General features: G+C 68.1%; 11 protein-coding genes and 1 riboswitch. Of the genes, 8 read left to right on the top strand and 3 right to left on the bottom strand.

Features of this window, described 5'->3' with window-relative positions; genetic code table 11:
- The first annotated feature begins 17 nt into the window (after positions 1–17).
- The gene (locus EJI01_RS19315) at positions 18–1,064 is read left to right on the top strand and encodes a homocysteine S-methyltransferase family protein (protein WP_126838751.1); all 1,047 of its coding nucleotides are present in this window, start codon (positions 18–20) and stop codon (positions 1,062–1,064) included.
- 116 nt (positions 1,065–1,180) lie between these two features.
- Positions 1,181–2,029, top strand: a complete 849-nt coding sequence (locus EJI01_RS19310; protein ID WP_126838750.1) for an SH3 domain-containing protein — start codon at positions 1,181–1,183, stop codon at positions 2,027–2,029.
- Positions 2,030–2,039: 10 nt separating this feature from the next.
- Here the strand turns inward: EJI01_RS19310 and EJI01_RS19305 are convergent, their stop codons facing one another.
- Complete coding sequence (locus EJI01_RS19305) at positions 2,040–2,927, bottom strand: LysR family transcriptional regulator (RefSeq protein ID WP_126838749.1); 888 nt, start codon at positions 2,925–2,927, stop codon at positions 2,040–2,042.
- 97 nt (positions 2,928–3,024) lie between these two features.
- Here EJI01_RS19305 and EJI01_RS19300 point away from each other — a divergent pair, with 97 nt between their 5' ends.
- The 6 genes from EJI01_RS19300 (at position 3,025) to EJI01_RS19275 (ending at position 10,746) form a co-directional block, all read left to right on the top strand.
- Positions 3,025–3,462: a PACE efflux transporter gene (locus EJI01_RS19300; protein WP_126838748.1), complete on the top strand. Its 438-nt coding sequence runs from the start codon at positions 3,025–3,027 to the stop codon at positions 3,460–3,462.
- A 10-nt stretch (positions 3,463–3,472) separates the two neighbouring features.
- Positions 3,473–3,555, top strand: a riboswitch (S-adenosyl-L-homocysteine riboswitch).
- A gap of 57 nt (positions 3,556–3,612) precedes the next feature.
- Positions 3,613–6,327 carry a methionine synthase gene (gene metH, locus EJI01_RS19295; protein WP_126838826.1) on the top strand — a complete coding sequence of 905 codons (2,715 nt, stop codon included), beginning with the start codon at positions 3,613–3,615 and terminating at the stop codon, positions 6,325–6,327.
- Entirely contained in the window at positions 6,327–8,114 is a 1,788-nt protein-coding gene (locus EJI01_RS19290; protein WP_126838747.1) for an ArnT family glycosyltransferase, read from the top strand. Before metH ends, EJI01_RS19290 begins: the two co-directional genes overlap by 1 nt.
- Positions 8,098–9,084: a glycosyltransferase family 2 protein gene (locus tag EJI01_RS19285; RefSeq protein WP_126838746.1), complete on the top strand. Its 987-nt coding sequence runs from the start codon at positions 8,098–8,100 to the stop codon at positions 9,082–9,084. Before EJI01_RS19290 ends, EJI01_RS19285 begins: the two co-directional genes overlap by 17 nt.
- Positions 9,081–9,479: a GtrA family protein gene (locus EJI01_RS19280; RefSeq protein ID WP_126838745.1), complete on the top strand. Its 399-nt coding sequence runs from the start codon at positions 9,081–9,083 to the stop codon at positions 9,477–9,479. The genes EJI01_RS19285 and EJI01_RS19280 overlap by 4 nt, the downstream gene beginning before the upstream one ends.
- Positions 9,480–9,711: 232 nt before the next feature.
- Positions 9,712–10,746, top strand: coding sequence for a L,D-transpeptidase (locus EJI01_RS19275; protein ID WP_126838744.1), 1,035 nt, complete (start codon positions 9,712–9,714; stop codon positions 10,744–10,746).
- Positions 10,747–10,771: 25 nt separating this feature from the next.
- Here the strand turns inward: EJI01_RS19275 and EJI01_RS19270 are convergent, their stop codons facing one another.
- Together EJI01_RS19270 and EJI01_RS19265 are read right to left on the bottom strand one after the other, a co-directional pair.
- Complete coding sequence (locus EJI01_RS19270; RefSeq protein ID WP_126838743.1) at positions 10,772–11,971, bottom strand: amidohydrolase family protein; 1,200 nt, start codon at positions 11,969–11,971, stop codon at positions 10,772–10,774.
- Positions 11,917–12,684, bottom strand: a complete 768-nt coding sequence (locus EJI01_RS19265; RefSeq protein WP_126838742.1) for a TetR family transcriptional regulator — start codon at positions 12,682–12,684, stop codon at positions 11,917–11,919. Before EJI01_RS19265 ends, EJI01_RS19270 begins: the two co-directional genes overlap by 55 nt.
- Positions 12,685–12,772 lie beyond the last annotated feature (88 nt).

Here is a 12,772-nt window from a genome sequence, read left to right as displayed (position 1 = left end):
TTTCTACAATCCGGGGCATGAAGCCCCTCGCCTACACCCGCGCCCAGCAACTGCCCGGCATCCTGGCCGAGCGCATCGCCATCCTCGACGGCGCGATGGGCACGATGATCCAGCGCTTCAAGCTCAGCGAGGCGCAGTACCGCGGCGAGCGCTTCAAGGACTTCCCGCGCGACGTCAAGGGCAACAACGAGCTGCTCTCGCTGACCCGCCCCGACGTGATCCGCGACATCCACGAGGGCTACCTGGCCGCCGGCGCCGACCTGATCGAGACCAACACCTTCGGCGCCACCCGCATCGCGCAGGAGGACTACAAGATGGCCGAGCTGGCGCGCGAGATGAACTTCGAATCGGCCCGCATCGCGCGCGCCGCCTGCGACAAATTCAGCACGCCGGACAAGCCGCGCTTCGTGGCCGGCGCCCTCGGCCCGACGCCCAAGACCGCCAGCATCAGCCCCGACGTGAATGACCCCGGCGCGCGCAACGTGAGCTTCGAGGAGCTGCGCGCGTCCTACTACGAGCAGGTCGAGGCGCTGGTCGAGGGCGGCGCCGACGTGCTGCTGGTCGAAACCATCTTCGACACCCTCAACGCCAAGGCCGCGCTGTTCGCGATCGACGAGTACTTCGAAGCCAGCGGCGAGCGTCTGCCCTTGATCATCAGCGGCACCGTGACCGACGCCTCCGGCCGCATCCTGAGCGGCCAGACCGTCACCGCCTTCTGGCACAGCGTGCGCCATGCGCGGCCGCTGGCCATCGGCCTCAACTGCGCGCTCGGCGCGGCGCTGATGCGGCCCTACATCCAGGAGCTGGCGCGCGTCGCCGACGACACCTTCATCAGCTGCTACCCCAACGCGGGCCTGCCCAACCCGATGAGCGAGACCGGCTTCGACGAAACGCCCGAGGTCACCTCGCGCCTGCTGCACGAGTTCGCCGCCGACGGGCTGGTCAACATCGTCGGCGGCTGCTGCGGCACCACGCCCGACCACATCGCCGCCATCGGGCGATCGGTGGCGCCGCTGGCGGGGCGCACGCTGCATCGCGCAGCCGCGTATCCCGAAGCGGCCTGAGGTAAAGAAGCACCCGGGCGGTGCACGCGTTTGCGCGGCTGGCCGTTGCTGAGGGTAGGCCGTGGCTGATTGACAACATGTCGAGCGCGCGTAGCCTGAGTGCAAAGGAACATTCCATGAACAAGCTCGCCCAGCGATGGATCGGCATCGGCGCCATCGCCCTGGTTCTGCCGGTCGCCGCGGCGGCTCAGGAGGCCTTCTCTCGCGGCACCGTCAATCTGCGTGCCGGCCCGTCGGGCGACTATCCGCTGGTGGCGCGACTTGGCCACGGCCAGCCCTTCGAGGTGCTTGGCTGCACCAGCGGCTATGCCTGGTGCGACGTGGTCCTGCCCGACGGCCTGCGCGGCTGGGTCTACGCCGCCAACATCGACTACGCCTACGATGATGACCGGCGTGTGCCCCTGGCCAGCTACGGCGCCATCATCGGTGTGCCGATCGTCGGCTTCACGATCGGCAACTACTGGAGCAACCACTACCGCGACCGCCCCTGGTATGGCGAGCGGCGCTGGTGGGGTGAGCGTCATCCGCCGCCGCCCGTCGCCGGCTGGCGCCCGGTGCCGGCACCGCGGCCGGACTGGCGGCCCAATCCGTGGCGCGACCCCGGCTACGCGCATCCGGGACGGGACTTCCGTCAGCAGCCGCAGCCGGGTTGGCGGCCTCCGCCAGGGCAGCATCCACCGCCGGATCACGGTGTCCGGCCGCCGCGTCCCGACCGCGGTTTCCGGCCGCCGGAGCACGCCGGCCCGCCGAACGTGCGTCCGGGTCGTCCGCCTGACGTGCATCCGGGCCGCCCGCCGGACGTGCATCCGGGGCGCCCGCCGGACGTGCATCCGGGGCGTCCACCGGCCATGAATCCGGGCCAGCCGGGCATTCGCCCGCCGGTGGCGATGCCGGGTGCCGAGCAGCGGCAACGACAACTGGACCGGATCAACCGGCCGCCGTCGTCGTCGGACGATCGCCCGTAGAGGCTCGAGGCTAGGTCTTCTTGCGCGCGATCAGCGCCACGAAGCGCTGCGCGCCCAGCCCCAGCGGGCGCTCGCGCGACCACACCACGTCGACCCAGAGGTCGAGCCCGTTCGACAGGTTCTCGAAGGGGATTTCCACCAGCGCGCCGGCCGCCACATGCGGCCGCGCGAAGTTGCGCGGCAGCCAGCCCCAGCCGAGGCCGGCCGTGATCAGGCTCAGCGCGGCCAGCGCGTTGTCGGTGCGCCAGACATGCCGCGCGAACACGAAGCGCGGGTCGCTGGTGGCGAGATCGCGTCCGGCCACCACGATCTGGCGCGTGGTCGTCAGGTGCTCCTCGCGCAGCCGGCCGCCCGCCGCGGCCAGCACCGGATGGTCGGGTGCCATCACGGCCACCATGGTGTCGCTGGCCACTTCCTGAAATCCCTCGCGGCCGTCGAGGCTGGGTCGCTCGAAGACCAGCGCCAGCTGCGCGCGGCCGCTGTGCAGCAGCGCCAGCGCATCGGCCTGCGGCGCCGCCAGCACCTCGACCTCCAGCAGCGGGTATTCCTGCGCCAGCGCGGCCAGCGGCGCGCTCCAGGGCGCGGCCAGCAGCTCGGGCGCGATTGCGAGCGTGAGCCGGTTCTCCAGGCCCTGGGTGAGCGCCAGTGCCTGCACCTGCAGCTGCTTGAGCTGCGCGGCCAGCAGCCGCGCCTGCGGCTCCAGCGAGCGCGCCGCGGCCGTGGGCTGGGGCTCGCGGCCGCCGCGGTCGAAGAGCGGCAGGTTCAGCTCGGCCTCGAGGTTCGCGATCGCCATGCTCACGGCCGAGGGGACGCGGCCGAGCGCCCGTGCGGCGGCCGAGAAGGAGCCGTGGTCGACCACGGCCAGGAACACATGCACGTTGTCACTGGAAAAGCTCACGCGCGGATCTTTCAGTAAATCTGAAGGAAGATGACTTTTTATATCAGATGGACGCACATAAAGTTGGAGCCCAACTGCCATCCACACAGGAAGATTCATGCAAGGGCTCAAGCGCCGCCTCGTCTACATCACGCTTTACGAAGGTCTCGCCATCGTCGCGGCCAGCGCCGGGCTGGCGCTGATGTCGGGGCAGGGCATGGGCCATTCGGGCGTGGTGGCGGTCATCGCCTCGGTCATCGCGATCCTCTGGAACCTCGCCTTCAACACCCTGTTCGAGCGTTGGGAGTCGCGCCAGGCCACGCGAGGCCGCAGCCTGCGCCGCCGCATCGCCCACGCGATCGGCTTCGAGGGCGGGCTGGTCGCCTTCCTGGTGCCGGTCTTCGCCTGGTGGATGGATGTGAGCCTGTGGCAGGCGCTGGTGATGGACCTGGGCCTGGTGGTGTTCTTCCTGGTCTATACCTTCGTCTTCAACTGGGCTTTCGACCTGTTGTTCGGCCTGCCGGCATCGGCGGCCGGGGCGGCGCAGCCGGCGTAAAATCCGCGGCTCCCAAGGAGCGTTGCAGCGCGGTCGTTCTTCTCCGTCGAAGCGACCTCGTCAGGCTTGGGCTCGCAACGACGCTCGCCTGACCCACGTTCCGCAGGTGAGCCCATGTCCTCCGATCCGTCTTCCGTCCTCGTTCCCCCGATGAAGCTGTCCGGCCTGGAGCCGGTGCAGATCGGCGCGGGCACGCTCTTCGTCAACATCGGCGAGCGCACCAACGTCACCGGATCCAAGGCCTTCGCCCGCATGATCCTGAACGGCCAGTTCGAGGAAGCGCTGGCGGTCGCGCGCCAGCAGGTCGAGAACGGCGCTCAGGTGATCGACATCAACATGGACGAGGCCATGCTAGACAGCAAGGCCGCGATGGTGCGCTTCCTGAACCTGATCGCCAGCGAGCCCGACATCGCGCGCGTGCCGATCATGATCGACAGCTCCAAGTGGGAGGTGATCGAGGCCGGCCTGCGCTGCATCCAGGGTAAGGGCATCGTCAACTCGATCAGCATGAAGGAGGGCGAGGCCCAGTTCAAGCACCACGCGACGCTGCTTCGCCGCTACGGCGCGGCCGCGGTCGTGATGGCCTTCGACGAGAAGGGCCAGGCCGATACCTACGAACGCAAGATCGAGATCTGCGAGCGCGCCTGGCGCATCCTGGTCGACGAGGTCGGCTTCCCGCCCGAGGACATCATCTTCGACCCCAACATCTTCGCGATCGCCACCGGCATCGAGGAGCACAACAACTACGCGGTCGACTTCATCGACGCCACGCGCTGGATCAAGGCGAACCTGCCCGGCGCCAAGGTGTCGGGCGGCGTCTCGAACGTGAGCTTCAGCTTCCGCGGTAACGACCCGGTGCGCGAAGCGATTCACACCGTGTTTCTGTACCACGCGATCCAGGCGGGCATGGACATGGGCATCGTCAACGCCGGCATGGTGGGCGTCTACGACGACCTCGAGCCGGAGCTGCGCGAGCGCGTGGAAGACGTGGTGCTGAACCGCCGCCCCGACGCCGGAGAGCGCCTGGTCGAAGTGGCCGAGACCGCCAAGAGCGGCGCCAAGGACGAGAGCAGGAAGCTCGAGTGGCGCGGCACGCCCGAGCATCCGGTGCATGTGAACCAGCGGCTCTCGCATGCGATGGTGCACGGCATCACCGACTTCATCGTCGAAGACACCGAAGAGGCCTACCAGCAGATCCTGGCCAAGGGCGGCCGGCCGCTGCACGTGATCGAAGGCCCGTTGATGGACGGCATGAACATCGTCGGCGACCTGTTCGGCCAGGGCAAGATGTTCCTGCCGCAGGTGGTGAAGTCGGCGCGCGTGATGAAGTCGGCTGTGGCGCACCTCATTCCCTACATCGAGGAAGAGAAGCGCCAGGACGAGGCCGCGGGCCGCGACGTGCGCACCAAGGGCAAGATCATCATCGCCACTGTCAAGGGCGACGTACACGACATCGGCAAGAACATCGTGACCGTCGTGCTCCAGTGCAACAACTTCGAGGTGGTGAACATGGGCGTGATGGTCCCGTGCCACGAGATCCTGGCGCGCGCCAAGGTCGAGGGCGCGGACATCGTGGGCCTGTCGGGCCTAATTACGCCGAGCCTCGAAGAGATGCAGTACGTCGCCGGCGAGATGCAGAAGGACGAGCATTTCCGCATCCGGAAAATTCCGTTGCTGATCGGCGGCGCCACCACCAGCCGCGTGCACACGGCGGTGAAGATCGCGCCGCACTACGAAGGGCCGGTGGTCTACGTGCCCGACGCCTCGCGCAGCGTGAGCGTGGCGCAGTCGCTGCTGTCGGACCAGGCGGCCGCCTACATCGGCGAGATCAACGCGGACTACGACAAGGTGCGGCACCAGCACGCCAACAAGAAGCAGACGCCGCTGTGGCCGCTTTCGAAGGCGCGCGCCAACAAGACGCCGATCGACTGGGCGAACTACCAGCCGCCCGTGCCCAAGTTCATCGGCCGGCGCGTGTTCAAGAACTTCGACCTCACCGAGCTCGCGAAGTACATCGACTGGAGCCCGTTCTTCCAGACCTGGGACCTCGCGGGCCCGTTTCCCGCGATCCTGAAGGACGAGGTGGTCGGCACCGAGGCCGTGCGCGTGTATGCCGACGGCCAGCGCATGCTCAAGCGCCTGATCGAAGGGCGCTGGCTCACTGCCAGCGGGGTGATCGGCTTCTGGCCCGCCAACACCGAGAACGACGACGACATCGTGCTCTACACCGACGAGTCGCGCACCGAGGCCGCGCTCACCTGGTGGGGCCTGCGCCAGCAGAGCGAGAAGCAGGAGATCGAAGGCGTCATGCGCCCGAGCCGCTGCCTGGCCGACTTCGTCGCGCCGCGCAAGAGCGGCCTGAAGGACTATGTGGGCATGTTCGCCGTCACCGCCGGGCTCGGCGTGGAGAAGAAGGAGAAATACTTCGTCGACGATCTCGACGACTACTCGGCCATCATGCTCAAGGCGCTGGCCGACCGGCTGGCCGAGGCCTTCGCCGAGGCGCTGCACCACCGCGTGCGCACCGACCTCTGGGGCTACGCGCCCGACGAGGCGCTGAGCAACGAGGACATGATCGGCGAGAAGTACCGCGGCATTCGCCCCGCGCCCGGCTACCCGGCCTGCCCCGACCACAGCGTGAAGCGGCCGATGTTCGACCTTCTGAACTGCGCGGACATCGGCATGACCCTGACCGAGAGCCTCGCCATGATGCCCGCCGCCAGCGTCAGCGGCTTCTACCTGAGCCATCCCGAGGCAACCTACTTCAACGTCGGCAAGATCGGGCACGACCAGTTGCTGGACCAGGCAGCACGGCGCAAGCAAAGCGAAGCGGATCTCGAGCGGCTGCTCGCGCCCAATCTCTGATGCTGCAGAAACTCACCTTTGCCGCCGCGCACTATGCGGCGCTGGCGATCTTCGTTGCCGGCTGTTGGGGCTTCGGCCGGGTGGTGGTGTCGCGCATGGGTTCGCCGGTGCGCCACGACGTCTGGCTCGAGACCGCGATGGCCACCGCGCTCGGGGTCGGCGTCTTCATCTGCGCGTTCCAGCTGCTCGGCATTGCGGGCGCGTTCGGCACCGCCGGCGTGCTGCTGCTGGTCGCGATCGGCTTCGCGGCGGCTTGCGTGCAGTTCCCGGCATGGCGGCGGGAAGTGCGTGCCTTCGACCCCGGGTTGCCCCTGTCATGGGTCGACAAGGCGGGGCTGGTGGCGCTGGCGCTGGTCGCGCTGCCCACGCTGCTGGCGCCGCTGGCGCCGCCGGCCGCCTTCGACGAACTGATGTACCACCTGCCGTATGCGCGCGAGGTGGCGCAAAGCGGCTCGCTCGGCATCCATGAATGGTTGCGCTATCCCTGGTTTCCGTACAACTACAACCTGCTCTATGCCGCCGCGCTGCTGGTCGGCGACGACGTGCTGGCGCATTTCCTGAACGCTTTGGCCGGCTGGCTGTCGGTGTGGATGGTCTACCGCCTGGGCGTGCTGCACCTGAACCGCGTGCTGGGCTGCGCGGGCGCCGCGATCTGGCTGGGCATGGGCGACTATTCGAACGCCTTGATCGACACGGGCGTCGCGCTGTTCGTGCTGGCGGCCTGCACCGCCCTCTGGTGGTGGCGCGAATCGCCGCCGGAGCAGGGCCCGCGCTGGCTCGCGCTGGCAGCCTTCTTCCTCGGCCTCGCGGCGGGCTCCAAGTACCAGGCGCTGACCTTCCTGCCGCTGGTGGCCTGGTTCGTGATCCGCCGCGAACGGCGCCCGGGCGTCTGGGCCGTCGCGCTGGTGTGCTTCCTGGTTCCCTGCATCTATTGGTATGCGCGCAACGCCTTGATGACGGGCGATCCCTTCAATCCGATCGGCGCCAAGCTCTTCGGCTTCAGCAACTGGAACCTGGCCGACTACAAGAACCAGCTCGACGACGTGCGCATCCATGCCGCCTTTCCCAGCCTCCTGATCTGGCCGGTGGTGCTCGCGCCCCTCAGCAAGGCCTGGCGACGCTCGCCGGCCGTGCACGCCGCGATCATCTTCTGCGCCTACTCGGTGCTCGTGTGGGCGCTGACCTCGCGCTACCCGCGCTACTTGACGGCTTCGTTCCCGCTGATCGCGCTCATCGCGGTGCTGGGCTGGCAGGTGCTGCTCGGCTGGATCGTGGCGGGGCTGCGCTGGCTGCTGCCGGTAGCAAGCCGCGTGGGCTGGCCGGTGCGCGCGGGCAGTCTCTTCGTCGTTGTCTTTCTGGCGGCGCTCGCGGCGGTGTCGGTACGGCATACCGCGCGCGCGCTCACCAAGGTGTCGCCGACGCCAGAGACGCGGGAGGCCTTCCTGCGGGCGAACGTGCCGGGCTATGCCGTCATGAACTACCTGCGCGAGCACGCCACCGGCCGCGTCTACCAGATCGGGCTGAGCGAGGCGATCTACTACGGGCCCGATCCGATCTGGGGCGACGCGCTGGGGCCGTGGCGCTACACGGACTTCCTTCCTCTTCCCCCTGCCGAGATGGCGCACAAGCTCGCGAAGCTGGGCTTCGAGGCCATCGTCATGCCCGACCCGCTGGTGCCGCAAATCACGACCGGCCCCGGTTTCGACGATCATTTCGCCTTGATGTATCAGAAAGACGGCGCCAAGGCCTATCGCATCCTGCAATACAAGAATGACCGAGCACCCTGATCTGCGCCCAGTCCCGCTGCCCGTACTGCCCGCGCTGCGCATCGCTGCCGTGGTCCCGTGCTTCAACGAGGCATTGGCCATCGCGCAGGTGGTGGACGAGTTCCGCGCGGTCCTGCCCGAGGCCGATGTCCATGTGTTCGACAACGCCTCGACCGACGACACCGCGGCCATCGCCCGCGCCGCCGGTGCGCGCGTGACGCACGTGGCGCTGCGCGGCAAGGGCAACGTGGCGCGGCGCATGTTCGCGGACGTGGAGGCCGACATCTACGTGATGGTCGACGGCGATGCCACCTACGACCTCGGCGAGCTGCGCCGCCTGATCGACACGCTGGTCGAAGGCAACCTCGACATGGTGGTCGGCTCGCGCGTCGACGACGGCGAAGACGCCCACACCTACCGAACCGGGCACCGTTTCGGCAACCGCCTTCTGACCGGCGCGGTGGCGGGGCTTTTCGGCGGCCATCTCACCGACATGCTCTCGGGCCTGCGCGTGTTCTCGCGGCGCTACGCCAAGTCCTTCCCGGCCGTCTCGGAGGGCTTCGAGATCGAGACCGAGCTCACGGTCCATGCGCTGGAATTGCGCATGCCCTTCGCCGAACTGCCGGTGCGCTACCGCTCGCGCCCGGAGGGCTCGCACAGCAAGCTCTCGACCTACCGCGACGGCTGGCGCATTCTCAAGACCATCTGCAAGCTGTTCGTGAGCGAAAGGCCGCTGCTCTTCTTCTCGGGCATCGCGACCGTGCTGGCGCTGGCCTCGGTCGCGGCGGCGGTGCCCTTGGCCATCACCTACGCGCAGACCGGGCTGGTGCCGCGGCTGCCCACCGCGGTCCTGCTGACCGGCACCATGTTGAGCGCGATGCTGGCCTTCGTCTGCGGCATCGTGCTGCACACCGTGACCATCGGCCGCCAGGAGGCCAAGCGCTTGCGCTACCTTTCGATCCCGGGCGTGCGCCATCGCGGCCGCGCATGAAGGCGGGCCGCGAATTCCTGTTCTTCGCGGCCGCCGGCGTCGCCGGCCTCGGGGTCGATGTGGGCGTGCTGTATCTCGCGGCGCCTTGGCTCGGCTGGTACTTCGCGCGCGTGCTGTCCTTCGCGGCGGCCGCGACCGCGACCTGGGCCCTGAACCGGCGCTACACCTTCGCGGCCCGGCATTCGGGCGTCTCGATGCTGCGCGAGTATCTCGGCTACCTGCTCACCATGCTGGGCGGCGCCTTCGTCAACTACGGCGTCTACGTGCTGGTGCTGCACACGCTGAGCGGCCCATGGGCGCCGGCGGCCGGGGTGGCGCTCGGCAGCCTGGCGGGGATGGTGCTCAACTTTCTTTCCGCGCGGCACCTGATATTCAAGTCGAGGCGCGAGCGGTGAGGGCTGCTGTCGCTTATCACGGTCACAACGAGTAGCACGGCATTGCGCGGCCGGGCAGCGCCACGCGTGACTGCCGGGCTGGGCCGGATCGACCCTGAGTTTTCAAAGAGACGCCGTCCTCCCATCTTGCGTCCTGGGTTGTGGACGGCTCCCATACGGGGCGCACGCCGACAGTGACGCCCTGCGGTGCGGATACGCTGCTACTTCCATCCGCTCGCGCTGGCATCGCTCGATGACCTCTCCTCGCCGCAAGTTCCTGCTGATTGCTGGGGCGCTCGCTGCATCCGGTGCGTCGTGGGCGGCCTGCGCTGCCAAGACATCGGCCGCAGCCAAGACCGCCCCCTCCGATGCGCAGCAACCCAGGGCATTGGATCGGCTCAATGCGGCGACTGAGACGCCGATGCTTTCCCAGGGCGCCAGAGGCGCCGCGGTGGTTCGTGCCCAGATCCTGCTTGACCGCGCATGGTTCTCGCCCGGCGAGATCGACGGCGGCTTTGGTGCAAACATGCGGCGGGTGGTGGCCGCGTACCAGGCGGCGAGCGGCATCGCGCCCACCGGCAAGGTGCACGCCGCCACCTGGGCGGCCCTCAGGAACGACACCGCGCCTTTGTTCGCCGCATATGTCATCACCGAGAGGGATGCTGCCGGGCCCTTCACGGCGACGCCAAAGGACATGGCCGATAGGGCAAAGCTGAAATCGCTCGACTACGAATCGGTCGAGGAAGCGTTGGCGGAAAAGCACCACATGGCGCCGAAGCTGCTGGCGGACCTGAACAAGGGCGCGCGCTTCAGGGCCGGCGATGAGATCGTGGTTGTCAACGTGGCCGGCGCTGCGGATCCAGCGCTTGTGAAAGCCGCGGCGTCGATCGAGATCGACAAGTCCGAGCGCATGCTCTTCGTGCTCGACCGCGACGGCAAGTCGCTGGCCGGCTTCCCGATCAGCATCGGCGGGCGGCTTGATCCCTTGGAACCAGGCAGGATGAAGATCACCAACGAAGTGAAGAATCCAACCTTCACCTACGATCCCGGGCTCCTCAAGAATGCGCCGGCGAAGGCGAAGAAGGTCGAAGTGCCGCCCGGCCCCAACAATCCGGTGGGCAGCACCTGGATTGGTCTTTCGAAACCCCACTGGGGCATTCACGGAACGCCGTCTCCGGCGCGCGTCGGCCACCGGGAAACCAATGGCTGCATTCACTTGACCAACTGGGACGCGGCGCGATTGTCGACACTGATCAAGACCGGGTTTGCGGTGAAGGTAAAGCCATAGCGGGATGTTCGGTGCGCCTGTTCAGTCAGTGCACCCCGGACACCACGACCGGGATCTCCGTCGCCGGCGGCGTGTTGCGGCTGCGGCCGCAGCGCACGATGCCGTCGATCATCACCATGCCGACGCCCGGAATGTCGCCGAGCTGCACGCTTTCGAGCAGCGTCTTGCCGGCCGTGTGCTGCGCGCGGTCCATGAAGACGAAGTCCGCTGCGCGGCCGACCTCGATCAGCCCGCAGTTGAGCCCTCGGATGCGCGCCGTGTTGCCGGTCGCGAAGCAAAACACCAGTTCGGCCGGGATGTTCGCGATCGAGGACAGCATCGCCACCATGCGCAGGATGCCCAACGGCTGCACGCCCGAGCCGGCCGGCCCGTCGGTGCCGAGGATCACGCGGTGCGGGCATTTCAGATCGAGCGCCGCCCTGGCCGCCGCGATGGCGACGCGCTCGTTGCCGTTGTGCACGATCTCGATCGCGCGCGAGGACTTCTCGCACAGCTCGCACACATGCGCCTCGGGCAGCGAGGTGTGGCCGCCGTTGATGTGGCCGATGATGTCGGCATCGGCCTCGAGCACCACGTCCTTGTCGATCAGGCCGGAGCCGGGGATCGAGGGGCCGCCGGTGTGGATGGTGCTCTGGATGCCGTACTTGCGCGCCCAGGCCACCATCTCCTTAGCCTCGTAGCCGGCCTTCACCGAGCCCAGGCCGACCTCGCCCAGGAGGCCCACGCCCGCCTCGGCCAGCTCCCTGAAGTCGCTCTCGACCATGCCCTTCTCGAGCACCGGCGCGCCGGCCAGCACCTTGACCCCGCCGGGGCGGAAGTTATCGAAGGCGCGCTGCGCGGTGATGGCCAGCGCCTTCACGCCCACGATGTCCTTGGGCCTGCCGGGCAGGTGCACCTCGCCAGCGGAAATCATCGTGGTCACGCCGCCGTTCATCGTCGAATCGATCCAGCCGAGCTGGCTCTGGCGCGGCGTCCAGTCGCCGAACACGGGGTGCACGTGGCTGTCGATCAAGCCCGGAGCGACGCAGGTTTTCCTGGCGTCGATCACGGTCTGCGCGCCTTCGCAGTCGCAGTCCTTCTCCTTGCCGACCGCGACGATCAGCCCGTCGTTCACGACGAGGGTGTCGGCGTCCAGGATGGGCTTGTCGATGTCGCCCGACAGCAGCAGGCCTATGTTCCGGATGACGACCTTGCCCGACTTTGCGCCGGTTGCGACTTCTGCCATTTCGTTGCCTCTTCGTGGGGTGAGGTGGTTTCTTCGTCGGAAGCACCCGCGTCGACCGTGCGCAGCACGGTTTCGATCACGAAGTCTTCCCAGTGTTCGACGGCCTCCGGCGTCTCCAGCGGCTCGCCGAGAAAAGCGGTCAGCGTATGGCGGTTCGACGTGTAGAAGTAGCCCGTGGAGGCGATCAGCAGGTAGAGATCGCGCGCCGCCACGTCGTCGCGGAACAGGCCCTGCGCGACGCCGCTTTCGAGCAGCTTCTGGATGATCGCGATGGCGCGCGACGAGTACTCGCGCGCGCGCAGCGACTTCGCGACGTGCCGGCCCTTGTGCAGGTTCTCGGTGTTGAGCAGGGTGACGAACTCGGGGTTCTTGCGGTAGTAGCCGAGCACGAAGCGGATCACCGCCGTCAGCGCTTCGACCGGCCGCGAGGCGTCGAGATCGATCGCGGCTTCGGCCTCGTCCATGCGCCGGTAGATGCCTTCGAGCACCGCGATGAAGAGGCCTTCCTTGCTGCCGAAGTAGTAGTAGATCATGCGGTCGTAGGACTTGGCGGCCTTCGAGATCTTCTCGACGCTGCCGCCGTCGTAGCCGTACTTCGCGAACACCTTGGTGGCCGCGCGCAGGATGCTCTCGCGCGTGGCCTGCGCGGCGGCCTCGCGCACGCCGGTGCGGCGCGTGGCCGGCTTGGGCGGGATCGCCTTGCGCGTGGCCATGGCTCAGCGGCCGCCGCCGGGCCGCCCCAAGGCGAGCCGCGGCTCCCCCTCGGGGGGTGGAGTTACACGAGCAAAGCTCGTGAAAAGC

Source organism: Variovorax sp. MHTC-1 (genome assembly GCF_003984645.1).
Lineage (GTDB): Bacteria > Pseudomonadota > Gammaproteobacteria > Burkholderiales > Burkholderiaceae_C > Variovorax.
This window is presented reverse-complemented; position numbering and strand designations above follow the sequence as displayed.